The 21,433-nt window shown below is 42.3% G+C and carries 20 protein-coding genes and 1 pseudogene; 8 read left to right on the top strand and 13 right to left on the bottom strand.

The features are described from left to right. Positions 1-264 precede the first annotated feature (264 nt). On the bottom strand, positions 265-2,976 hold the full coding sequence (gene topA / locus HC246_RS11015) for a type I DNA topoisomerase (protein ID WP_169363428.1): 2,712 nt from the start codon (positions 2,974-2,976) through the stop codon (positions 265-267). A gap of 191 nt (positions 2,977-3,167) precedes the next feature. Then, entirely contained in the window at positions 3,168-3,680 is a 513-nt protein-coding gene (locus tag HC246_RS11010; RefSeq protein ID WP_169363427.1) for a protein disulfide isomerase family protein, read from the bottom strand. Between the two features lie 41 nt (positions 3,681-3,721). On the opposite strand from HC246_RS11010, the gene HC246_RS11005 reads away from it, so the two are divergent. Then, complete coding sequence (locus HC246_RS11005) at positions 3,722-4,885, top strand: glycosyltransferase family 4 protein (protein WP_169363426.1); 1,164 nt, start codon at positions 3,722-3,724, stop codon at positions 4,883-4,885. Positions 4,886-4,939: 54 nt separating this feature from the next. Here HC246_RS11005 and HC246_RS11000 read toward each other — a convergent pair whose 3' ends face one another. Both HC246_RS11000 and HC246_RS10995 read right to left on the bottom strand, forming a co-directional pair. Beyond that, the gene (locus tag HC246_RS11000) at positions 4,940-5,146 is read right to left on the bottom strand and encodes a hypothetical protein (protein ID WP_169363425.1); all 207 of its coding nucleotides are present in this window, start codon (positions 5,144-5,146) and stop codon (positions 4,940-4,942) included. A 7-nt stretch (positions 5,147-5,153) separates the two neighbouring features. After that, positions 5,154-5,528 (bottom strand): GIY-YIG nuclease family protein, encoded by a 375-nt coding sequence (locus HC246_RS10995; protein ID WP_169363424.1) that lies wholly within the window; start codon positions 5,526-5,528, stop codon positions 5,154-5,156. Positions 5,529-5,810: 282 nt separating this feature from the next. Between HC246_RS10995 and HC246_RS10990 the strand changes: the two genes are divergently transcribed. From HC246_RS10990 to HC246_RS10980, 3 genes are read left to right on the top strand one after another with little or no spacing between them, the layout of a single operon-like run. Continuing rightward, positions 5,811-7,634, top strand: coding sequence for an ATP-binding protein (locus HC246_RS10990; RefSeq protein ID WP_211167683.1), 1,824 nt, complete (start codon positions 5,811-5,813; stop codon positions 7,632-7,634). A gap of 50 nt (positions 7,635-7,684) precedes the next feature. Continuing rightward, positions 7,685-7,909, top strand: a complete 225-nt coding sequence (locus tag HC246_RS10985) for a DUF433 domain-containing protein (RefSeq protein ID WP_169363423.1) — start codon at positions 7,685-7,687, stop codon at positions 7,907-7,909. Beyond that, positions 7,906-8,145, top strand: a complete 240-nt coding sequence (locus HC246_RS10980) for a DUF5615 family PIN-like protein (RefSeq protein WP_169363422.1) — start codon at positions 7,906-7,908, stop codon at positions 8,143-8,145. Before HC246_RS10985 ends, HC246_RS10980 begins: the two co-directional genes overlap by 4 nt. Before the next feature lie 100 nt (positions 8,146-8,245). Here the strand turns inward: HC246_RS10980 and HC246_RS10975 are convergent. From HC246_RS10975 to HC246_RS10955, 5 genes and pseudogenes are all read right to left on the bottom strand, one after another. Continuing rightward, positions 8,246-9,536 (bottom strand): annotated as a pseudogene (locus tag HC246_RS10975) (NF041680 family putative transposase). Positions 9,537-9,804: 268 nt separating this feature from the next. Next, the gene (locus HC246_RS10970; protein WP_169363421.1) at positions 9,805-10,140 is read right to left on the bottom strand and encodes a ribulose bisphosphate carboxylase small subunit; all 336 of its coding nucleotides are present in this window, start codon (positions 10,138-10,140) and stop codon (positions 9,805-9,807) included. A gap of 40 nt (positions 10,141-10,180) precedes the next feature. Continuing rightward, a complete protein-coding gene (locus HC246_RS10965; protein ID WP_169363420.1) occupies positions 10,181-10,669 on the bottom strand; it encodes a chaperonin family protein RbcX in 489 nt (162 codons plus the stop codon). Between the two features lie 70 nt (positions 10,670-10,739). Continuing rightward, on the bottom strand, positions 10,740-12,170 hold the full coding sequence (locus HC246_RS10960; protein ID WP_169363419.1) for a ribulose-bisphosphate carboxylase large subunit: 1,431 nt from the start codon (positions 12,168-12,170) through the stop codon (positions 10,740-10,742). An 858-nt stretch (positions 12,171-13,028) separates the two neighbouring features. Continuing rightward, positions 13,029-13,790, bottom strand: coding sequence for a DUF1350 family protein (locus HC246_RS10955; protein WP_169363418.1), 762 nt, complete (start codon positions 13,788-13,790; stop codon positions 13,029-13,031). A gap of 63 nt (positions 13,791-13,853) precedes the next feature. On the opposite strand from HC246_RS10955, the gene HC246_RS10950 reads away from it, so the two are divergent. Continuing rightward, positions 13,854-14,717: a bile acid:sodium symporter family protein gene (locus HC246_RS10950; RefSeq protein ID WP_169363417.1), complete on the top strand. Its 864-nt coding sequence runs from the start codon at positions 13,854-13,856 to the stop codon at positions 14,715-14,717. Positions 14,718-14,755: 38 nt separating this feature from the next. Here the strand turns inward: HC246_RS10950 and HC246_RS10945 are convergent, their stop codons facing one another. From HC246_RS10945 to HC246_RS10935, 3 genes are all read right to left on the bottom strand, one after another. After that, positions 14,756-15,364 (bottom strand): DUF3611 family protein, encoded by a 609-nt coding sequence (locus HC246_RS10945; RefSeq protein ID WP_169363416.1) that lies wholly within the window; start codon positions 15,362-15,364, stop codon positions 14,756-14,758. A 102-nt stretch (positions 15,365-15,466) separates the two neighbouring features. Then, on the bottom strand, positions 15,467-16,114 hold the full coding sequence (locus HC246_RS10940) for a Mo-dependent nitrogenase C-terminal domain-containing protein (RefSeq protein ID WP_169363415.1): 648 nt from the start codon (positions 16,112-16,114) through the stop codon (positions 15,467-15,469). A 355-nt stretch (positions 16,115-16,469) separates the two neighbouring features. Next, positions 16,470-17,261: a hypothetical protein gene (locus tag HC246_RS10935; RefSeq protein WP_169363414.1), complete on the bottom strand. Its 792-nt coding sequence runs from the start codon at positions 17,259-17,261 to the stop codon at positions 16,470-16,472. A gap of 306 nt (positions 17,262-17,567) precedes the next feature. On the opposite strand from HC246_RS10935, the gene HC246_RS10930 reads away from it, so the two are divergent. The 3 genes from HC246_RS10930 to phnE all read left to right on the top strand — a co-directional run bounded on the left by HC246_RS10930 (position 17,568) and on the right by phnE (position 20,312). Next, entirely contained in the window at positions 17,568-18,623 is a 1,056-nt protein-coding gene (locus HC246_RS10930) for a phosphate/phosphite/phosphonate ABC transporter substrate-binding protein (protein ID WP_225902941.1), read from the top strand. Positions 18,624-18,717: 94 nt separating this feature from the next. Next, positions 18,718-19,497 (top strand): phosphonate ABC transporter ATP-binding protein, encoded by a 780-nt coding sequence (locus tag HC246_RS10925; protein WP_169363413.1) that lies wholly within the window; start codon positions 18,718-18,720, stop codon positions 19,495-19,497. Next, a complete protein-coding gene (phnE, locus tag HC246_RS10920) occupies positions 19,497-20,312 on the top strand; it encodes a phosphonate ABC transporter, permease protein PhnE (RefSeq protein ID WP_169363412.1) in 816 nt (271 codons plus the stop codon). The genes HC246_RS10925 and phnE overlap by 1 nt, the downstream gene beginning before the upstream one ends. 80 nt (positions 20,313-20,392) lie before the next feature. On the opposite strand, the gene HC246_RS10915 is transcribed toward phnE, so the two are convergent. Continuing rightward, positions 20,393-21,316, bottom strand: coding sequence for an FTR1 family iron permease (locus HC246_RS10915; RefSeq protein ID WP_169363411.1), 924 nt, complete (start codon positions 21,314-21,316; stop codon positions 20,393-20,395). Between the last annotated feature and the right edge of the window lie 117 nt (positions 21,317-21,433).

The following is a 21,433-nucleotide window of genomic DNA, read 5'->3' as shown; positions in this document are numbered from 1 at the left end:
TTAATAAGATTATTGCAGTTAATGCCTAGATTGGTCGTCAGACATTTGTGCTGTTTTTAGATCCTAAAGCCATAAAAAAACGCGAGTTCGGGATAATTTGAAATTGGCTTTGAGAGAGGGTTTGCGTAGCAAACCCTCTCTCAAAGCCCAAAAGTAAAAGCCTTGCGTAGCAAGGCTTTTACTTTTGGGCTTTTAAAATTTGCCAGCTTAACCCGAACTGACGTTAAAAAAACACGCTTCGCGTGTTTTTTTATGGCTTTTATCCTACTTAGTTGCTGCTGTCTTTTTGGTTGTGTTTTTCTTCGTGGTTTTTGTAGCAGTTTTTGTTGTGGTTGCCTTGGCTGTAGATTTGGTTGTGGTCTTTTTTGTTGTAGCTTTCTTGGTTTCGCTGGCAACTGTTTTAGTGCGCTTGCTAGTACTTTTGCTCGACTTCGATTTAGTAGCTAACATAGACAGCGCTTCATCTAGGGTAAGCGTATCGACGGATTGCTCCTTGGTCAGCGATACATTTATCTTGCCATGCTTCACATACGCGCCATATTTACCATCAAGAATTTCGATCGCATCATCGTCATCGGGGTGTTTGCCAAGGGATTTTAAAACTTTGGCAGCAGATGCACCGCGTAGGGTCTTGGGCTGAGCAAGGAGTTCTAAGGCGCGTTCAAAGGTGATTGTGTAGGGATCGTCAGTGGATTTGAGCGATCGGTTATCATCCTTATCGACATTGCCCTTGGCATGGCAAACATAGGGACCAAAGCGCCCTGTATTTACAAACACGCGATTGCCAGTATCAGGATGTGCCCCTAAAGTACGTGGCAAAGCAAGCAACTTCACGGCAACATCGAGAGTCACCTGTTCAGGCTGCATTCCCTTGGGCAAAGAAGCTCGTTTTGGTTTGGGAACTGCGTCTGTAGCTTGTCCTAACTGCACGTAAGGTCCATACTGACCGACCATCATAAAGATTGGCTCATTGGTCTCTGGATGGATACCAACTTGATCAGGACCTTCTAGTTTTTGCTTGAGCAGCATTTCGATTTTGTCAGGGACGAGATCGGAAGGAGTCAAGTTTTGAGGGATGGAGGAATTGACGGTGCGATCGCCTTCTCCCACTTGGATATAGGCTCCAAATTTACCAATCTTCACCTTGACATCATCGTCTAAACCTTCGAGATGGACTGTCCTTGCGGCTTCACCATCGATGAGACTATCGCGAGACTTGACCTGTCCACTTAGCCCTTGCTCACCCGAATAGAATTTCTTGAGATAGGGCAACCATTCCACACTGCCTGTAGAAATATCATCAAGGGTCTGCTCCATTTTGGAGGTAAAGCTGGGATCAACGAGATTGGGGAAATGCTCCTCTAGCAAACTGGTGACAGCAAAGGCGGTAAAGCTGGGAATGAGAGCATTATTGACCAGTTGCACATAACCGCGATCGCAGATCGTGCCGATAATGCTGGCATAGGTGCTAGGACGACCGATGCCTTCACTTTCCAACATTTTCACAAGGGCAGCTTCGGTATATCTCGCTGGTGGTTGGGTTTCATGTCCGACCGTATTTAATTCCCGACAGACAGGATGATCGCCCATTTTGAGCGGTGGCAAGGTGATTTCCTTTTCTTCTAAAGCCGCATCGGGATCGTCGGAGCCTTCGACGTAGGCGCGGAAAAATCCTGCGAAATCAATCCGCTTGCCCGAAGCTCGGAAGATGGCATCCTCAACGGTTAACTGGACGCTGAGCATGGTTAACTGGGCATCTGCCATCTGTGAGGCAACGGTGCGCTTCCAGATCAGGTCATAAAGTGCCAACTCACGACCAGACAAACCTGTCTCTTGGGGTGTGCGGAAAGTTTCTCCCGCAGGGCGGATCGCTTCGTGGGCTTCCTGTGCGCCCTTAGATTTGGTGACATACTGGCGAGGTTCTTTGCTGAGGAAGTTGTTGCCATACATCTTGGTCACGCACTGACGCGCCGCCGCGATCGCCTGTTGCGACAAATGCACGGAGTCAGTCCGCATATAGGTGATGTAGCCCTGCTCATACAAAGCTTGAGCTACCCGCATCGAATCCCTTGCCGACAGGCGCAATTTACGGTTTGCCTCCTGCTGCATGGTCGAGGTGGTGAAGGGGGGTGAGGGCTTACGGGTGGTGGGACGTTCTTCGAGATTACTAACTGACCAGACTTTGCCATTAAGTCTCTCCTTGAGTGCAATCGCCCCTGATTCATCAAGCAATAAAACCTTACGCCCATTGGCAATTTTCCCTGTTGCCTCATCAAAGTCTTTACCAGTAGCTACATTCGTCCCACCAACGGAGACTAGCTGCACAGGAAATTCTTGCTTAGGTGCATAGAGATTTGCCTTCAAATCCCAATAGCTACCTGATTTAAAGGCACGGCGCTCCCGTTCACGGTTCACAATGAGACGGACAGCCACCGACTGCACCCTTCCTGCGGATAGCCCCCAAGCAATTTTTTTCCAGAGCAAAGGCGAGAGGGTATAACCGACAAGGCGATCGAGAATGCGGCGGGTTTCTTGGGCATGGACAAGGCGATCGTCGATCTGGCGACAATTTTTTAAAGCCCCTTTGATTGCCTCAGAGGTGATCTCATGGAAAACCATGCGCTTGATCGGTACTTTGGGTTGCAGGATTTGCAACAAGTGCCAAGAAATACTTTCACCTTCGCGGTCTTCGTCAGTCGCAAGGATTAATTCTTTTGCGCCTTTGAGAGCAGCTTTAAGTTCACGGACGATCTTTTTCTTATCGTCAGGCACGATATACAGTGGCTCAAAGTCAGCATCAACATTTACGCCTAGTTTTGCCCACTCAGAGGATTTTAACTCCGCAGGGATGTCACTGGCTGACTGTGGCAAATCGCGCACATGACCCATTGATGCCTCAACTCGGTACTCTGAGGGCAAAAAGTTACGAATGGTGCGTGCCTTAGTGGGCGATTCGACAATGACAAGAGTAGACATATTAGCCTGCAAGGTTCGCGGTAATCAAAAAAACAAACGAGCAAAATTAAAGGCTGATGAAATGCCTTCTTAACCTATATACAATGTTTATGCAGAAAATTGCTATTTTTAGTTAGACGGTAATTACTCTAGACTAAAGTCTAAACCACACAAATTTATAGATTTATCTTGAACATATTAGTGCTTATCGTCTAAATACCATTACGATATCTTGATAAATTTGCTAAATTTTCTAACGTTCGATCGCCTTCATAAAACCTACCATTAATCTCCCATGTGGGAAATCCGCGAATTTTTTTGTCGATACAAAGTTGGGTTTGCGGATTAACACCACGTCGATCGCATTCAATCACCTGTAGATTCTTTACGGCTTCCTTCCCAAAGCGTTCTTTCTGATTATGGCAGTGGGGACACCAATAGGCTGTATATACCTTTGCTCCAATTTTTTTGAGATATTTGGATAAGGCGATCGCTTGAGGCGTTGATGTGGTGGTGACGGGTTCACCTGTTTCTTGAGCGATCGCTGGACTGGTGATCAAGGGTGTGAATGCTACGGCAGAAATACTTGTAACGCTAGCGATCGCCATACCAAAGGCTGCTAAGGTCGAAGAGGCATAGTGAAACTTCATAGGGTACACAGTTGCAAAATTGCTATTGTAAATATATTCCAAAATTTCTAATGCTGTTTGCGTGATGCTAGACATCTCTTATAAATTTTGGTTCTAGCAACTCTGTTCAATGCTGTATGTCAAAATTAGAAAGTTTACGAATTGCGATCGTTCATGAATGGTTTGTTAATTATTCGGGGTCAGAACGGGTTGTTGAGCAAATTTTAAATTTGTTCCCCCATGCCGATTTATTTGCAGTAGTCGATTTTCTAGAGGATTCGCAACGGGGATATATTCAACATAAACAAGTTACGACTACCTTTATCCAAAAATTACCCTTTGCAAAAACTAAATTTCGGCAATATTTGCCGTTGATGCCCTTAGCGATCGAGCAGCTCGATCTATCGGCATACGATTTAATTATTTCCAGTTCCCATGCTGTTGCCAAAGGGGTGCTAACTTCTCCCCATCAATTACATATTTCCTATGTGCATTCACCGATTCGCTATGCATGGGACTTGCAACATCAATATCTACGAGAATCAAATTTAGAAAAGGGAATTAAAAGCTGGATTGCTCGATGGATTTTGCATCAAATTAGACTCTGGGACACTCGCACTGCTAACGGTGTGGATCGCTTTGTCGCCAATTCTCAATTCATCGCTCGGCGGATTCAGAAGGTCTATCGGCGCGATGCACAGGTGATTTATCCCCCCGTTGATCTCCAAAATTATGTCTTGTGTGAACAGAAGCAAGATTTCTATCTCACAGCTTCAAGATTAGTTCCCTACAAAAGAGTTGATTTAATTGTAGAAGCTTTTTCACAGATGAGCGATCGCCAATTGATCGTGATTGGTGATGGTGAACAAATGCCTAAAATTCGTGCTAAAGCAGGTAAAAATGTTCAGTTCCTCGGTTATCGTGAACCCGCAGAATTAAAAGCATATATGCAAAATGCGAAAGCTTTTGTTTTTGCTTCAGAGGAGGATTTTGGGATTACTCCTGTAGAAGCTCAAGCCTGTGGCACACCAGTTATTGCCTTTAGTCGCGGCGGTGTAACGGAGTCTGTAATTGGTTTGGAAGGCGATCGCCCTACGGGTGTATTTTTTGCAGAGCAGTCCGTGGATAGCATTTGTGAGGCAGTTCTCAAATTTGAGAAATATCAACATCTGATTGAGCCAAAAGTATGTAGAGATAATGCGATGCAATTTTCTACCGAGAGATTTCTAACAGAGTTTTACAATTTTGTAAAACAGGCTTGGGAAAATTACTCCAAGGAAGTGTCACGCCGCATTCCATAGAATGCAATCGCCACTAATCAATATCAACAAACTGCGATCGCCTATGTTTCTCTTTTAATATCCACGATTTGGTTTGCAGTCTGTAAAACTTATTGCTTCTGTATCCAAAAAACTAGCGATCGCCATTTCAAGGGTTGCTTCAATTGGATAATCTATTTCTTTAGCACGAGCAATAATTGCTATCCTAATTCTCTCAGGAAGAAGTTTTAAAATAGCTTCTGCATCTTTGGAAGAGATTTGCTCTAACATTTCTACTTGCATAAATTTACTATTCCATTGGGATTTGGACGTTGTATGGAGGCTCAGTAGCTCGAAGAATAATTGCCTCTAGCTCCAATAGTAACGCAGGATTTCTTGAGTATGGGATTATTTGTACAGCAATACGCACATCTTTATCGTTGTATTTATCAAGCCATGCCCACAGAAAGGCTTTATGCCCACCTTTAAACCGACTCCTTAAACTTTTAGTTTTACCGATGTAAAGCAATCCTTCATATTTATGTCTGATTGCATAAATACCAGGACGATCAGGAATATTACTAAAATCACGATTTAATGGTTGGCATTCTTCAAAAAGAGTAAAAGCGATCGCATCTAAGATACTTTTGGCTTGTTCTTGTATTTCAGAGGCGCTCGTTGGCATGGAAATCAGATTTTGACTAATGTGCTGAGTATTCTAACCTACGATCACCCCTTCATCTCCCCACCACAAAGCGATCAAACCTAATCAATATCAACAACCAGCGATCACCCGTTTATCTCCTCGGAATAAAGTGATCACAAGCAAATATCAGTAACTAGCAATCTCCAACTTTCTTATAAAAACAAAATGATGGCGGACAATCAAATCGCTAATACAAAACTTAATAAGAGTGTTAGTATAACTATAAATTTGTAAATCCTAATAATTGAGAGAGGTTTACTTGTGGCTAATAAAAGTTCCAAAAAAGGTGAAGACAAAAACCAACTCTCTCTATTTGACATAGCGACTGAGGGAAATAGCACTCTAATTGAGAGAAGTAAAGATGATTTATCTCAATCGAGTCTTACGAATTCGCTTTTAAATACTCAAGCAGATAAAAATAATCTTGAAATTATCGAAGATTCAGTATTATTCTTGCCTGAAACATATGAGTCAATTGTAAAAAAAATAGGAAGAGATAATGCTGAATTAGCTAACTTTGTTATTCCTGTAACTCAGTTTGAGAAAGAAATTATTCAAATACTTGCTGACATTAGTACTGCTGGATACTTAGTATTCTTATATGGTGTATCAGGCGTAGGGAAGTCTACTTTTACAGGTTCTTTAAAGTTTCAAAAATACATACCAGTTCAAAAGATTGTATCAATTGATGCTACTACATTAGATAGAAATACTGACCAACCTAAATTAAAGTTGTTGTTAGAAACTATCCGCTTAGAATCTGAAAGTTTTTTTAAAGATCATGATGAGCAAGCTAGTAACGATAAGTTATGTATAGTTATTGAATATTTAGAAAATTTAGAAGATGAAGATCAGAATAAAGTTATAGCTTTTTTTAGAGATCTCAATCAATTTTTGCGTAAATACGGTGTTTTAATTATTTGGCCAGTAACAGAAAGATCTTATTTAGAAAAAATGCAAAACTATGCCAAAAGTTTTTCTAGTACAATTTTTCATGATAGAACACCATCCATTGATTTTACAGGACCTTCCATTGACGATTATCCGACTATTGCTAAAAAAACCATCATGTTTTTCAATGGTGGAAAAAGTTGCTATGAATTTCAATTAAATGATGATGAACTTGAAAAGTTAAAGCAAGATTATCTCAAAAAACCTAAAGAAAAGCATTTAATTAGAGATTATCTACGGGATGTAAAAAAACTGTGGCAACGTAGAACAAATTATCTTGCTAAGGTTGTGAGTAATATTCCAAAACCAATGGAGGTATGGTTTATATTCTCTTATCCTCATGCGGAAGGAGTTGTTGCAGGATTTGCTAAGAAAACTCCAGATATTCCCAACGAGATGTGGAATGCAGATTATAGATCTCTTAATGCTTATATTAATGATAATAATCAAAGGAAAGCTACATGGAATAGCGAAAGACTTACTTTTGCTCTTACCAGCACCATGTTAACAACTAAAATTATGTACTTACCTACAAATGCTCTAATATCCTGTATTGCCTCATATGGAAGGGATGCAAATCTAAAAATCAATAAAGATGAGTTACTTGATAAAGATAAATTCAATATTCCAGAAGCTTGGTTTAATAAATATGCAGCTAAGAAGGCACTGAAAAGTACACCGTTATATTTACAGATTTTAGAACTTCAAACATCTGCTAATCCAACTTCATTGGGTAAGCCTAAGTTTACAGCAGGTAAGAGAAAAAGCGGTAAAGTTGTAGAAGGTCTTAAAAATGCCACAAAAGCCTTTGAAAAGTTTAATGAAAGAATATCTGCAAAAAATTCTCAGAGAATAAGTGACAATTCATTAAATAAGTCCCTTTGTTTAGCTTTAAAGGATTTACTAGAAGAATATGACAATATTTCTCTTGACTCAGAGCAATTTCATCCATACTTGAACAATATTAAACCCGATATATTGATAGAAATGGAAGAAAAAATTATATGTGTTGAAATGTGCTACACCAATGACAATACCCCAGGATACCTTGCAGATTATGTTTTAAAAAAGTTAAACACCTATATGACTCAACTCCAATCTAAATTTGGAATTGATCCTGCTTTAAAAAATTAAATATTAACGTGCAACAGGTTAACTACTAAAGGAAAGGTTAATTTTTATCTATGAAAAATAGAGTAACTATTCATCCAGATATTTGCAATGGGCGACCAGTAATTGCTAATACTCGAATTACAGTGCAGACGATAATGGAATTTTTGGGCGCAGGTGATTCTATTGAAGAAGTTCTTGAAGAATATCCGTCTCTGACAAGGGAAGATATTTATGCCTGTATGCAGTTTGCAGCAAAATTAATGGCGAATCACTATGAAGTGAGACAAGTTGCATGAATGGCTTTTTATTTGATGAAAATTTGCCAATTAAAATTCAGTTTACGCCATCTTTGCCCATTACCCATGTTTCAGTTTTAGGAGAAAGTCCCAGTGACACGAAAATTTGGCAATATGCAAAGGAAAATGGATTAGTCATTGTTTCCAAAGATGTAGATTTTTCGGATCGGCTAATGCTGGATTTAGTACCACCTAAAGTAGTGCATCTACGCATTGGTAATATGACTGGAATTTAGACTAAGTTGATTAAGAGAATCAGAAAAAGAGCAGGAAAAAGTGACCCAGAAAACGGAGAACTGAGTAAAAGCAAGAGAGAGAAAAAGAGAATATTGAAAGTTAGGAATTAAGGTAGTCTTGATTGACCTTTTTCGAGCGAGAAGCTCGTTTTTTGACGACAGGAAAGCGAGAAAAAGGAGAACGCTTGCGTCCAGATTTCCAACCGAGAGACTTACCACGAGGTTGGGAGAACAAGCAGGAGAGCCAATCCTGACCAAAAGTGCGGCAAAGCCCTGAGCGACTCGACCAAAATTAAGATTGGTTTGAGGTTTCTGCCAAGGCAAAGGAGTATCAATAACCAGTTGACGAGCCAACCACAATTGCCAAGAGAGTAAAGGCATAAGGTCACTCCAACGCAAAGCTTGCTGAGGAGTCAACAAATGGGAAGAGTCCAATGTAATCTTTGTTTGGCAAAACGATACCAATGGTCGATGGCAAAACGACGTAAGTACAAGCGCCAAAGGGAGTCTAAAGTCGGCATCTGTTCACCCACCCAAGCTAACCACAAACCAGAGCAATGAGAATGTGTAACTCGAATAACTTGAATATGTCGTTGGGCTGCTTGCCGAAAGTGTAAGTTAGACCATTGCTGGATTTGCACCTGTCCAACCGTCTCATCTTCTAAGCTAAAAGTTGCCGATGGCTCTCCCCAACTATCAGCATTGGCAAGTTGGAATTTATCCCCATGCTTACGAGGACGACCATAACCACTGTAGGGCGCAGGGGCTTTGTATAAGCATCGGTTAGGACGTAGACGTATTAGTAAATCGGCAGGGATATCCTCAGTCAAATTCATAAAGACGGCACTGCCATATTCACTGTCGTAAGTAGCGATTGGTCTTACCGTTAAATCTCGACATACTTGACTCAGTTGGAATGCGGCTCTTTGCCCTGCTGTCTCAAAACTACTGATCCGCTCGTGACATAACGGGATTGCCCAACTCCCTGTCATCTCTGGTATCCATGCCAAGGTGCTGTAGTCATGCCCTAACACGATCGGTTTGTTCCCTTCTACCAAATTCGGTTGATGCACAAAACTCCTGTCTTTTAGCGTTTTGGCATGGGGTCTTCCCCATCCTGTATGGTCTCCTGCTAGCAAAGGGCGGATGTCTTTGGGTATTTGTTCCACACATAACCGTCTTATCCTGCCTCGGTTGGGGCGACTGTCTTTTAATGATTCATACAGACTTGACCATTTTCTTCGATACACTGCGGATAACGATAATTCTACAAATGATTTCACTCTCGGACTGGTCAATACTGCATCCATCAAGTCAAATATTGCATCCCGTCCGTTCCCTAAAAATCTATATACCTGTTGACGAAAGTCTTGTAGTTTATCAATAATCATGGCTGTAGATGTCTCTTTACTTTTCATCTACTTTAGGCAGTTTGTATCTCTTTTACTCTGCCTTTTTTACCTTTTTTAGTCTAAACTCCAGTAATATGAGAAAGCGTGATTTTCATTTATTTCTGGCTAAAGTTTGGGAGCAGATTGAAAGCCTATCCGTTGAGCACAAACTTGTTAATGTGTATTTAGATCGTATCGAAGCATTTAGGTAGCAGATCATTAAAAACAAAAAAGCCCCGCAATGCGGGGCTTTTTTGTTTGTTAGAGCTTAGTAACGAGCGCTGTTAGGCTTGTGTACGATGAAGCTTTGGACTTGGCACTGTTTGATGTTGTCGAAAGCTACAACGCGGATGAAAGAACCAGGGTAGCTAGAACGGCAAGCTTGAACTTCGCTCAAAACTTCTTGAGGAGTCTTAGCGTTGAACAAGGGCAACTTCCACAATGTCCAGTAGTGAATAGCAGGATCGGAATCTTCGTTAAATTCGATCGCTGCGTAGAAACCTTGTTGAAGGGTGTACTCGATTTGACGAGTGATTTGAGCATCGCTCAAAGGGGGAAGATAAGAAAGAGTTTCGTAACGACGCTCTTTTGGTAAAGTTTGCATTATTTCCTCGCGATTGAAATTAAATTGCTATTGATTTGGGCTATTGATTTGCTTCAGTAGAAGCGCGATCGCCATCAACATCTGAGTCAGCAACTGCTTCGAGAGAACTACCGAGACTAGATTCTGCAATAGGTTCTTTAGTTTCTATATCAGCATCTAGATTCTCGCATTCTGCATATCCTTCAGAAGCCTGAACACTCATGATGCGCTCAAAATGCCGACGACGAAGCTGCATATTTGATTGTTGAATACCTGTACGAGTCATTTCAGGCAAAAAATCTAAAATCTCATTTGCTAGATGCTCCCGCACAGTCATCACTCGAAAAGCCATCTCTTGGTGAACCTCAAAGAGGTCTTTAATGTAAAGCTCACCATTTTGGAGTCTTTCGCGTGTCGAGAATTGGTTAAACCAGAGCGCTTTTAACTTATCCGTTTCTTCCAACTGCTCGGCAATCGTCTTAACAGCCTCGAAGGTCAAAAAATTGATCAACATATTGGCTGTGGACTTAGTACTGCGCTTAATATCCATAGGCTGAATTCACCAAGAGTTTTACTATATTGTTTCGTAACACGAAACAATATAGTAAGGAGCTAATCGATTAGAGAGTATCCATTGCTTCAAACTCGAACTTGATTTCCTTCCAAAGTTCAAGAGCAGCATTCAATTCAGGAGACCAACGACCAGCTTCACGAAGAACGTCGCCGCCTTCACGCCACAGGTTGCGACCTTCGTTACGAGCTTGGATACAAGCTTCAAGAGCAACACGGTTAGCGGCTGCACCAGGAGCAGCACCCCATGGGTGACCCAAAGTACCACCACCGAACTGTAAGCAAGAGTCATCACCGAAGATTTCAACGAGAGCAGGCATGTGCCATACGTGGATACCACCTGAAGCTACAGGGAGTACGCCAGGCATAGAAGCCCAATCTTGGGTGAAGTAGATACCACGAGAGCGATCTTGCTCAATGTGGTCTTCACGCATGAGGTCAACAAAGCCCATGGTGATTTCTTTTTCGCCTTCGAGCTTACCAACAACGGTTCCAGAGTGGAGGTGGTCACCACCAGACATACGAAGACACTTAGCCAAAACGCGGAAGTGAATCCCGTGAGTCTTTTGACGGTCGATAACAGCGTGCATAGCGCGGTGAATGTGCAATAGCAAGCCATTTTCACGACAGTACTTAGCAAGAGAGGTGTTAGCTGTGAAACCACCAGTCAAGAAGTCATGCATGATGATCGGAGTGCCGATTTCCTTAGCGAAAGCTGCACGTTCCATCATTTGCTCAGATGTAGGAGCAGTGACGTTGAGGTAGTGACCCTTGATTTCGCCAGTTTCAGCTTGTGCTTTTTCGATAGCTTCTTGTACAAACAGGAAGCGATCGCGCCAGCGCATGAAAGGCTGAGAGTTAATGTTTTCGTCGTCTTTTGTGAAGTCTAGACCGCCGCGTAAGCACTCATATACTGCACGACCGTAGTTCTTCGCAGAAAGACCTAATTTAGGCTTAATGGTACAACCGAGAAGAGGACGACCGTACTTGTTCAACTTGTCGCGCTCAACTTGGATACCGTGAGGAGGTCCTTGGAAAGTCTTGAGGTATGCGATGGGTACGCGGATGTCTTCTAGACGAAGTGCGCGGAGAGCTTTGAAACCGAATACGTTACCAACCAATGAGGTTAGCAAGTTGGTTACAGAGCCTTCTTCAAACAAATCTAGAGGATATGCGATGTAAGCAATATATTGATTGTCTTCGTTAGGTACTGGCTCGACATCATAGCAGCGACCTTTGTAGCGATCGAGGTCGGTCAACAAGTCTGTCCATACAGTAGTCCATGTACCAGTAGAAGATTCTGCGGCAACTGCTGCTGCTGCTTCTTCGGGAGGTACGCCTGGTTGAGGCACGAAGCGGAAAGCTGCGAGAAGGTCAGTATCTCTGGGTGTGTAATCGGGGGTATAGTACTTTAGTTTATAGTCCTGAACACCAGCGTCGTACCCAGCCTTGGCTTTAGACTGTGTTTTTGAGTAAGACATTAATATCTCCTTACTAGAGTTAAATTGAGAATCGTTTAAATTTCCACCATTCGTCCTATGGCAGTTTGCTCCCGTGAGAGTGCGTAAGGCAAAAATCATGCCTCAAGACTCAAAACGATGATTGACAGTAATCAAGACTGAAAGGCAAGCTTTGGAACTGAAAAAATGAAAAAAATTTTTGGTTCTATGCGTCACTGAGTCTTAAAACTGGGTTGCCCGCAAACTGCACGGGGCGCTGCAAAAAAACTTAAGAGGCAGAGTCCAAGAGTCAAATCAGATATCTCTTTATTTGGCTTTTTGGCGCTGGCTCCTTGGTGGAACATTTTTTGCTTTATATAAGTTAATCCTATCAGGAATTCTTCGTGTGAAGCCCTTGAGTGATGTCTTTAATTTAAACATAAAGTGCGTATCTACATTTACTTTTTTTTGAAAAAAATTTTTTGAAAAGCACCTTTTTTGGTTATAAATTCATATAAAAAATTTATATCACTCTAATAAGCTAGATATATCCTCTAGTACTTGTTTGCAATTGTTTTAGTTAGATCTAGTTGCTCAAACTCTTGCCAGCAAAATACTTGGGCAACAATATGCCAGTCAATTTATATTAATAAAACTAAGTATCTATTCTTTGATTTTGGGGATCAACTGGCACACTGTTAGCCTAAAAATGTTATGAATAGACGGCAATTTTAACAGTATTAAAACAATATTAGAAATCCTAATAGCAGATATATAAATAGAAAATCAATCAATTTTGATTGGGCTTTGTTATCAAGTTAGCTGTCGATTTAAATAGAGTATTTCTACTCATTGCTATTATTGCCAAACTCAGAAGTGGGCGGAGTGACTCCTTAGCGTTTAGCGGATTTGCTGATTCAGCCATGACAATAGCACTTGCTCTAGGGTGTGATTATTTTTGTGCATTTCCTGTTTGACCCATTGAGCGATCGCGTCAATAGCGGAGAAACTTTCGCCTGCCTTCCATTTGACATCAATGCCCATAGAGGTGAGGTGAGTGCCTTCGAGGGTTTGCAGGCTTACGGTTTTGGGGAATTTCTGCTTGAGGAGATCGGCAAGGCTGAAAATCTCGTCAATATCATCGTCAATAAATTTAATAAGTAAATTATGGGTGGTTTGGTAATTGGCGCTAACTAGCTGCTCAGTTTCCTTGGGGGTAGGGGTGAACTCCATTGATGACATTTCAGGGATAGTGTTGGAGAGTTCTTTAAAAAAAGGAATTGAGCGATCGGCGCTGTAGTTGTTGTAGGCAATGTAAATATTGCCTGCACGGGTGGGTTTATACAGACTATTAATTAATAGATGGATTTTGCAGCCCATGCTATGTCCCATACCAAACACAGGGAAATAGTCGAGAAATAGTTTGCTGCGTGCCTTGCGAAAGGACGTATGGACATCGCGGGCAATTTGGCGATGGTCAAAGGTGTTATTGAGAAAGGGGGTAGCCACGATCGCATAGTTATTTTGAGCAAGTTGCTCTAGCACACGGCTATAGGCAACCTGTGGGGCGGCTGCAAAAAATGCGCCGCCGAGAAAGTGAATTACACCTTTGGGTTTGGCTGGAGTCAAAACCCAATTTTCTTCAACCTGCTTCCATTGCATTGGCTTAGCTACTATTTGTGTTTTACACTTCTTTACATCTCTCCTATCTTAATCAATTCACCCATGGAATCAAATATTTTTACATCGCTGATCTTGCCGATCGCGCTAGGAACGATGATGCTTGGTATGGGTTTATCGCTTGTGCCAGAGGACTTTCAGCGAGTGGGAAAATATCCAAAAGCGGTCGCAATTGGGTTAATCAGTCAGTTGGTGGTGCTGCCACTGATTGGGTTGGCGATCGCTAAGCTTGTGCCGATGCAACCTGCGATCGCTACGGGTTTGATGATCTTGGCGTTATGTCCGGGGGGAGTTTCCTCAAACTTGGTCACATTTTTAGCGAAAGGTGATGTAGCCCTGAGCGTGACCTTAACGGCTTTAAGTAGCCTGATTACGATATTTACGATTCCTGTTTTTGCGAATCTGGCTAGCCAACATTTCTTTGGGCAGGGTGCGGCGGTTGAGTTGCCGATTGGGACAACAATTGGACAAATTTTTGTGATTACTTTTTTACCGATCGCGATCGGGATGAGTATTCGTCAGTTTGCGCCGAACCTATCGGCAAAGTTAGAAAAAGTAACCAGCATCTCGGCTGCCGTACTATTGGCAGTAATTATTTTGTTGCTGATCGTCAAAGAATGGAGTCGGTTGCCAGATTTTATTGTCCAAGTTGGGGTTGGGGTGTTGCTGTTAAATATCCTTTCGATGGCGGCAGGATTCTATTTGAGTAAATTTTTTCAGCTTAACCCTAAGCAACAAATCTGTATCAGTATTGAGGTGGGTTTGCAAAATGGAACTCTCGCGATCGCGATTACCGCAGGATTGCTCAATAATCCAGATATGGCGGTTCCTGCGGCAGTTTATAGCTTGCTGATGTATGTGACGGGCTGTTTAGCGATCAGCTATGGTCGTAAGTTAGCTGAAGCATAAAAAAGAGATGGCTACGCCATCTCTTTTTTATTTGTGTTTTATTCGCGATTAGGCTTGTCGGTGGCACGATTTAGCAACCATAGTGAGGTGACTAAGCCGACAAAGTGGGCAAAGATAATATTGAAACTGGCTTGAATAATCTGAAAGTCGAGGGGCTGAATTGTGAGATTAAAGTTGCCAGCACCAGCAAATACCCCCTGTTGCGATCGCAAGGTTAATGCACCCACAATCGAAGCAGCTCCGATCAAAGTAATCAACATCCCTAATAGATTGATGATGATACCAATTTTGATTTGAAATACGGTTTGGCTTTTGGTAGGGCGATCGGGCGATCGCAACTTTTTCGCCATTTGCGTATAGCGAAAATTCCAGAAAATACTTGCACCGAGTACGGCGATACCTGCCCATGCAAAACTCAATCCAGGCAGTGTGGCAGGGTTGCTATCTGCGCCTGTGGGCGTATTTGTCGTTGGTGCTTTTAATAAAACAAGTTGCAGCAAGACTAGCGCAGAAACTACGCATAAAACAACCTGTGTCCAAAAAGATACCCACCCCCAGCGCCGAAAGGCTAAAACGACACGCAACACATTTGGGGACACATCGCTGTTATCTTCTTCTTTTTTAGCGCTTTTTAGTTCTCTGGGCATATTGGGCTAGTCTGGCTAGTAAAAACTGTAAATACTATAGCGCTTTGCGCTTTCATCCCAAAAGTAAAAGGGCGCTCTGCGCCCCTTTAGTTAACAATTTGATTAACAATATTTTGAAACATCTTCGCCTTTATCAGCGAGATAACTAAGCGATCGAAAACGTAACCCCACGAGCTGATCGTATAGAGGATTAATTTCGCACATGGCGGGAATGTGCATGATTTTGCGTCCAAACAAGACGATATCGCGCTCGAAAGGACATTGAGCGGGTACAACCTTACAAATTAGGTTCGCCAGTCGGGAATCATGGATATCCATGTGATCGAGCCATTCCTTAACAGGCTCTAACAGATCAGGATGATGCTCTTCATGGTGTGAGGCGGATTCTAGTTTGATCCGCAATTCATTGATTGGAGTTATTTCTTGATCAAGTGCCGTGCAAAATTCTTGAATAATGCGATCTTCTGTATCTGTATATTTACCGTCGGCGAGTGCCATCATCACTGCCATCCGCAAAAAATTCTGCCCCACCCTGCGATCGCTACCCAATGCATCAGCCAGTTCTTGAGCGCTAATCGGTTCAAAACTTGAAATGGGAATTTCCTCGCCCCATTCATCACTATGGCTGATCTGATCAAAAAGGGTACGCTCTTGATCACTGTAATCATTGTCTGCGAGAGCCACGCTCATGAGTCCCCGCAACCAAGCTGAAATCTGCGCTTGTGTATAAGTCGGATGATCTGTTTTCATAACAAGTCAGTCTACAGGTTGACTAAATCATAGATTGCTTTGTCTTGCATTGGTGCAGTTATGGCATTAAGGAATGTTTAACAATTGGTGAGAGGAAGAAATGCGATCGCATTTCCCATAAATTCAAGGATAAAAATTCTAGGCATATAGCAATCCTAAATGGTTTGTGGAAGCGCACCCCGAAGGGGTGCGCTTCCACAAACCAAAAAATCTACAAATGATTTAGGACTGCTATAGAACAGTTAAATAGGGACAGGGCTGAATCTTCCATACTTATTAGGAATTAAGTATCAAATCCACTTAAAACCCAGTAAATTCGCTGGCATTGCGTAAGTCAAATTTATTCATAAACATTCTAATAAATAGCTTCCTTCGGTTTCACTAAATTGATTGCTCTCAATCCTGAAATCACTCCCGTACCAATTACCGCTCCTGACAAGCCACGCATCGCATTCTCTACAGGAATAATGGGGATGAGTGCATTCCAAATTGGTTCTGGCCAGTTAAAGAGATAATAGGTAAATGGAACTTGACTGAGGTGTGCAAGTCCACATATTGTCCAAGTACCGCCAAATATACCGATCGCAACTTTAATCAAACTATTGCTACTAATGAGATTAGTAAATAAATTCCGCGTTGGCAGCAAAAATAATAGTATGGCTGACCAATCGATGAAAGCGCCGAAAATGAATGTATTGATCGGAATACCATTACGAGCGATCGCTAAATAGGCATAGGCAGTTAACTCTAATCCAAATAAAGCTGTTAAGGCTAAAAACCAAAACTGCCGACTGCGATTTGTTCCCATAGAGCCTGCGGCAAAACTAGCAATCACAGCCCCCCAAATAGCGATCGCTGGGACGCTACCTGCTGTATGAGGGGCAAGGAAGATACCAATAAAAGTACCAATACCACTAGCTAAAGCACCTGCCAAAGGACCGAGTACCCAACCTAAAAGTGGATAAATACTTTGGCTGAGGGGGATACCTTTCCCAGAGCCAAGGGTAATGGAAAAGGGAATAAAGGCTAAAACGGTGGTGACAGCCGCAAGGACAATAATATAAGCGATCGGTGTGCCATCGATTGCTGCACCGCCTATAGCTCTAACTTCGCGCTCTTTACCTTCAGGAATATGGGTATCGGACATGGCAGTTTTTGGGGATTTTGTGGATTGAGTTTAACTGTGTTACAGCATTGGGTTGTAGCAGTGATTTTTATTTTATCGCAAGCAAGTAAAACTAAAAATTTAAAGAGTAGATATTATCCTTTATATAAAATATTTCTTACTAAAATATAATTATTGCTTGGATGATACTCGCTATTATCTTTGATATACAAGGGTTTACGAATATGTAGATAGTTACTATTATGAAAATCTAGCCCTAAATTATTGACTTTAATTCTCAAATAGGTTTAAGCTAATTTCAATAGTTATTGCGAGTGATTCTTTTTAATGCGTCGATTGTTGCCTCAAAAATTAATGATCAAAGCTCTATTTACACCTGCTAATTTATTTATAGCCTTAGGTTGTGTTGCTACTGTCAGCTTAACTGCCTGTAGCGACAACAACCAACCAAGTACATCTCAATCCACTCCATCAAATCAAGCAGTCACAAAGACTGCGGATAAGGAGCCTACTAAAGATAGTCAGCCTAAGTCAACGGCAGCAAGCCAAGCCCCACTTAAAGAAATCACGATCGCTTTTGCTACTCGTCGTGATACCAAGGATCTGCAAAGCAAGGTTGACCAAGTGTCTAGCATCCTATCGAAGGAAATTGGCATACCTGTCAAGGGAGTAATTGGTGACGAAACTGCATCAGTGGAAGCACTCAGAGCCAATCGTGCCAATGTTGCTTTTGTCAGTGGTCGTGCTGCCCTCAAAGCGGAAGATTTAGCGGGGGCAAAGATGTACCTTGCGGAAGTGCGTGAAGACTATTCAGGGGGTAAAACCTACAAATCTGTATTTGTCGTTCCCGAAGATAGTTCCTTAAAAACCTTGCCAGATCCACAGAAAAATCTGGAACAATTGCGTGGTAAGCGGATGGCTTTCACTTCTCGTTCCTCTGGCTCAGGATTTATTTTTCCTGTGAGTGAATTAGTGGGCTTGAAGTTTGTTGATGGTCCCGATCGCTTAGAGCAGTTCTTTGGGAAAGTGACCTACGGAGATGGCTACAGTAGCGCTTTGCAAGCCGTATTACGTGACCAAGCCGATGTCGCTGTAGTTTCCGAATATGCTTTGCTGCCACCTTGGATTACGGCGGAAGAAGGCAAGAAGCTCAGAGTTCTCCACGCTGTTTCTAATGTGCCTGCCCATGGAATTTCCATTGATGATAGTGTGCCTACGGATGTTCGTGAGAAGTTGATTACTGCCTTTTTAAAGCTGAATGAACCTGCAAATAATGAGCTATTCCGCAGTATGTACAATTCTACGCAACTCGTGAAGGTTGATCATGAAACCCACTTAGCGCCAATGCGGACTGCAATTCAACGGGCGGGACTAAAACCCTAATTCATCATTAGTAAACCCAAATTTACTAATGAAGTGTCTCGCAGAGCGAGACACTTCATTACTCATCAATAAGTTTAAATGTGACTTTAAATATATGGAACCATTATCAGATAGAAACTTGCCTGCGATCGCTTGCCATAATATCCGCACGGAATATCAATCTACCTTGCAGCGCCCAATCCTCAATGGAATTGATGTGCAAATCAATCATGGGGAATTTGTCGCTTTATTGGGAATGAATGGTGCTGGCAAATCAACTCTATTGCGATCGCTAGTTGGTTTAGTGCCAATTCAGCAAGGAGAAATTCAAATATGCGGAACATCGGTTGAGCAAAGACATATTGGCGAAGTTCGTAAAAATATTGGCTTCCTCTTTCAAGGTGGCGCTTTAGTCGATCAGCTTTCTTGTTTAGATAATGTACTCTGTGGCTGTTTAGGAGAACTAACTACATGGCAGAGTCTATGGGGATTTCCCAAAAGCGATCGCCGCGTTGCTATGCAGCTATTACAGAAAATGGGGTTACAAGAGCAAATCTATCAAAAAGCAAGACAACTAAGCGGTGGTCAACGCCAAAGGGTAGCGATCGCCCGCACCTTAATTCAATCACCCCATATTCTGCTAGCTGATGAACCCACTACTGGTTTAGATATCTCAGGCATTAATCAAGTGATGGATTCTCTTGCCGAAATGCACAGCCGAGGATTGACGGTGGTAGTGGTGTTGCATGATCTCGCCCTTGCCACTCAGTACGCTCAAAGAGCGATCATTCTTGACGCAGGGAAGGTCTGGTATGATGGGGACTGTCAAAATATTGAAAGACAGTTTGCGAGATTGCAAAGTCTGTCACAATTTCAGTCCGCTAACGCCGCCTAATGAAATTTACCGATCGGATTCACCCCACTATTTCTAAAATCACCTCAAACCAATACAATGTCTGGTTGGTTAGAGTTTTGGTAATTATTGGTTTAGGATGGGCTTATATCTGGTCATTGCAAGGGCTAAAAGTTAATCCCGAATTAATCAAAACCAGTCTTCCCTACATGACAGATTTTCTGTCACGACTGTTACCACCCGATCTCAGCATTTTAGATGTAGCAATTAAGGCGCTAATTGAGACTGTGCAAATGTCTCTCTGGGGAACGACAATTGGCGCAATTCTCTCCATTCCTTTAGCACTATTATCGGCTCGGAATCTATCCCCTATCTGGTTACGCTGGTTAGCTAGTCTTGTCCAAAATGCCGTCCGTTCTGTTCCATCGATTATTTTGGGACTATTTTTTGTAGCAGCGACAGGCTTAGGCGCACCCGCAGGAACTTTGGCCTTAGGAATTTATACGATTGGCTATTTGGCGAAGTTCTATCAAGAGGCAATCGAATCTGTAGATCAGCGATCGCTTGAATCTTTGCAAGTCAGCCGTGCTTCATGGTGGCAAATTGCCCAATATGGGGTGATGCCTCAAGTTTTGCCCCTCTGCCTTGGCTATACGCTTTATATGTTTGAGTACAATATTCGCGCTGCCTCTGTTTTAGGAGTGGTTGGCGCAGGGGGAATCGGCTTTGAGCTAGTCAGTTATATTCGTGGGTTTGAATATAACAAAGCCACAACAATGATGTTGGTTTTATTAGTTGTTGTAACTGCGATCGATGCGCTCAGCAGTCAATTGCGAAATAAATTTAAAGTAGATTGAATCAGAAATTTTTTGAAAGGTTGACTTCGTAAACCCTTCAAAAAATTTCTGGGTTCGCTATGGGCTACAAAGCGATGTGATTAACCTTGCTGTTTGATAATAGACTTCCCTGTGAGGCTATGGAAATAAAGGACACCCGCAGAGATTAGGAACGTGAAATAACCGATCGCTTGTCCTAGAAATAGGCGATCGCGAAAGCCAAACATCGCTTTGAGTAGAATGGCTGGGAATTTAGTATCAGGGAAAATATCATGGACATCCCAAACTAATCCCCCAAGCAAACAAGAACTCATTTCTGTAGCCGAAGCCGCAGGTAAACAAATAGCAGTTTGTGTTAGTTCTCCATAGGCAGCCACAGCTTTATCGAGATGCCCGATCGCACTGACTACTAAGCCTGCAACGATGAGTAGGAGAAAAATCCCCATTGCTTGAAAAAATACTCGGAGATTAATGCGAATTCCAAATTGAAAGAGGGCAATCCCGATCGCTACTGCACCGACTAAACCTGCGATCGCGCCGATAACTGGCACAATCCCCCCTTGCAGCTTTGCCGAAATGAAAATTACGACTTCAAAGCCTTCACGCAATACGGCAATTAAAATCAGCATAAACACTGCCCAACCTGCACTTTTTTCATTAGCGATCGCCTTACCAATTTGCCCTTCGATTTCTCCCTTGAGAGCTTTGGCATTTTCGGTCATCCAGACTAACATCCAACTCAACATGGCGATCGCGGTGATGCCTAAAACTCCCTGCCACAATTGCCCATAAAGAGCCGCCTGCATTGGTTCAGTATTTTCCACCTGTTTCACAAACCAATTGAGGAGCAGACCTACGATAAAACTCGCTAATATTCCTGTACCAATACCGCCAAATACCCAAGGATTGAGCGAACTGCGATCGACCTTTTTCAGATATGCCATCACAATTCCTACCACAAGGGCAGCTTCAACTCCCTCCCGTAGGGTAATCGCGAAAATTGGTAAAGCTGCACTAAAATCCATATCTAAGTTTTCCTAATAAAGTGTTTTTCAATGATTCCATACTAGTATTGTCTAGATGGATAGTGCTTCACCCCATCTATCCTCATCATATAAATCCTTCCTTTAGGACTACCCCAA

It is taken from the genome of Pseudanabaena yagii GIHE-NHR1, from assembly GCF_012863495.1.
GTDB lineage: Bacteria > Cyanobacteriota > Cyanobacteriia > Pseudanabaenales > Pseudanabaenaceae > Pseudanabaena > Pseudanabaena yagii.
The sequence above is the reverse complement of the archived record's forward strand: the minus strand, read 5'-3'. Positions and strand labels throughout refer to the sequence as shown.

Excerpts from the sequence above, each read along its gene's own strand:
- topA (WP_169363428.1), bottom strand. The coding sequence starts at position 2,976 with ATGTCTACTCTTGTCATTGTCGAATCGCCCACTAAGGCACGCACCATT.
- HC246_RS11010 (WP_169363427.1), bottom strand. The coding sequence starts at position 3,680 with ATGTCTAGCATCACGCAAACAGCATTAGAAATTTTGGAATATATTTAC.
- HC246_RS11005 (WP_169363426.1), top strand. The coding sequence starts at position 3,722 with ATGTCAAAATTAGAAAGTTTACGAATTGCGATCGTTCATGAATGGTTT.
- HC246_RS11000 (WP_169363425.1), bottom strand. The coding sequence starts at position 5,146 with ATGCAAGTAGAAATGTTAGAGCAAATCTCTTCCAAAGATGCAGAAGCT.
- HC246_RS10995 (WP_169363424.1), bottom strand. The coding sequence starts at position 5,528 with ATGCCAACGAGCGCCTCTGAAATACAAGAACAAGCCAAAAGTATCTTA.
- HC246_RS10985 (WP_169363423.1), top strand. The coding sequence starts at position 7,685 with ATGAAAAATAGAGTAACTATTCATCCAGATATTTGCAATGGGCGACCA.
- HC246_RS10980 (WP_169363422.1), top strand. The coding sequence starts at position 7,906 with ATGAATGGCTTTTTATTTGATGAAAATTTGCCAATTAAAATTCAGTTT.
- HC246_RS10970 (WP_169363421.1), bottom strand. The coding sequence starts at position 10,140 with ATGCAAACTTTACCAAAAGAGCGTCGTTACGAAACTCTTTCTTATCTT.
- HC246_RS10965 (WP_169363420.1), bottom strand. The coding sequence starts at position 10,669 with ATGGATATTAAGCGCAGTACTAAGTCCACAGCCAATATGTTGATCAAT.
- HC246_RS10960 (WP_169363419.1), bottom strand. The coding sequence starts at position 12,170 with ATGTCTTACTCAAAAACACAGTCTAAAGCCAAGGCTGGGTACGACGCT.
- HC246_RS10955 (WP_169363418.1), bottom strand. The coding sequence starts at position 13,790 with ATGCAATGGAAGCAGGTTGAAGAAAATTGGGTTTTGACTCCAGCCAAA.
- HC246_RS10950 (WP_169363417.1), top strand. The coding sequence starts at position 13,854 with ATGGAATCAAATATTTTTACATCGCTGATCTTGCCGATCGCGCTAGGA.
- HC246_RS10945 (WP_169363416.1), bottom strand. The coding sequence starts at position 15,364 with ATGCCCAGAGAACTAAAAAGCGCTAAAAAAGAAGAAGATAACAGCGAT.
- HC246_RS10940 (WP_169363415.1), bottom strand. The coding sequence starts at position 16,114 with ATGAAAACAGATCATCCGACTTATACACAAGCGCAGATTTCAGCTTGG.
- HC246_RS10935 (WP_169363414.1), bottom strand. The coding sequence starts at position 17,261 with ATGTCCGATACCCATATTCCTGAAGGTAAAGAGCGCGAAGTTAGAGCT.
- HC246_RS10930 (WP_225902941.1), top strand. The coding sequence starts at position 17,568 with ATGCGTCGATTGTTGCCTCAAAAATTAATGATCAAAGCTCTATTTACA.
- HC246_RS10925 (WP_169363413.1), top strand. The coding sequence starts at position 18,718 with ATGGAACCATTATCAGATAGAAACTTGCCTGCGATCGCTTGCCATAAT.
- phnE (WP_169363412.1), top strand. The coding sequence starts at position 19,497 with ATGAAATTTACCGATCGGATTCACCCCACTATTTCTAAAATCACCTCA.
- HC246_RS10915 (WP_169363411.1), bottom strand. The coding sequence starts at position 21,316 with ATGGATTTTAGTGCAGCTTTACCAATTTTCGCGATTACCCTACGGGAG.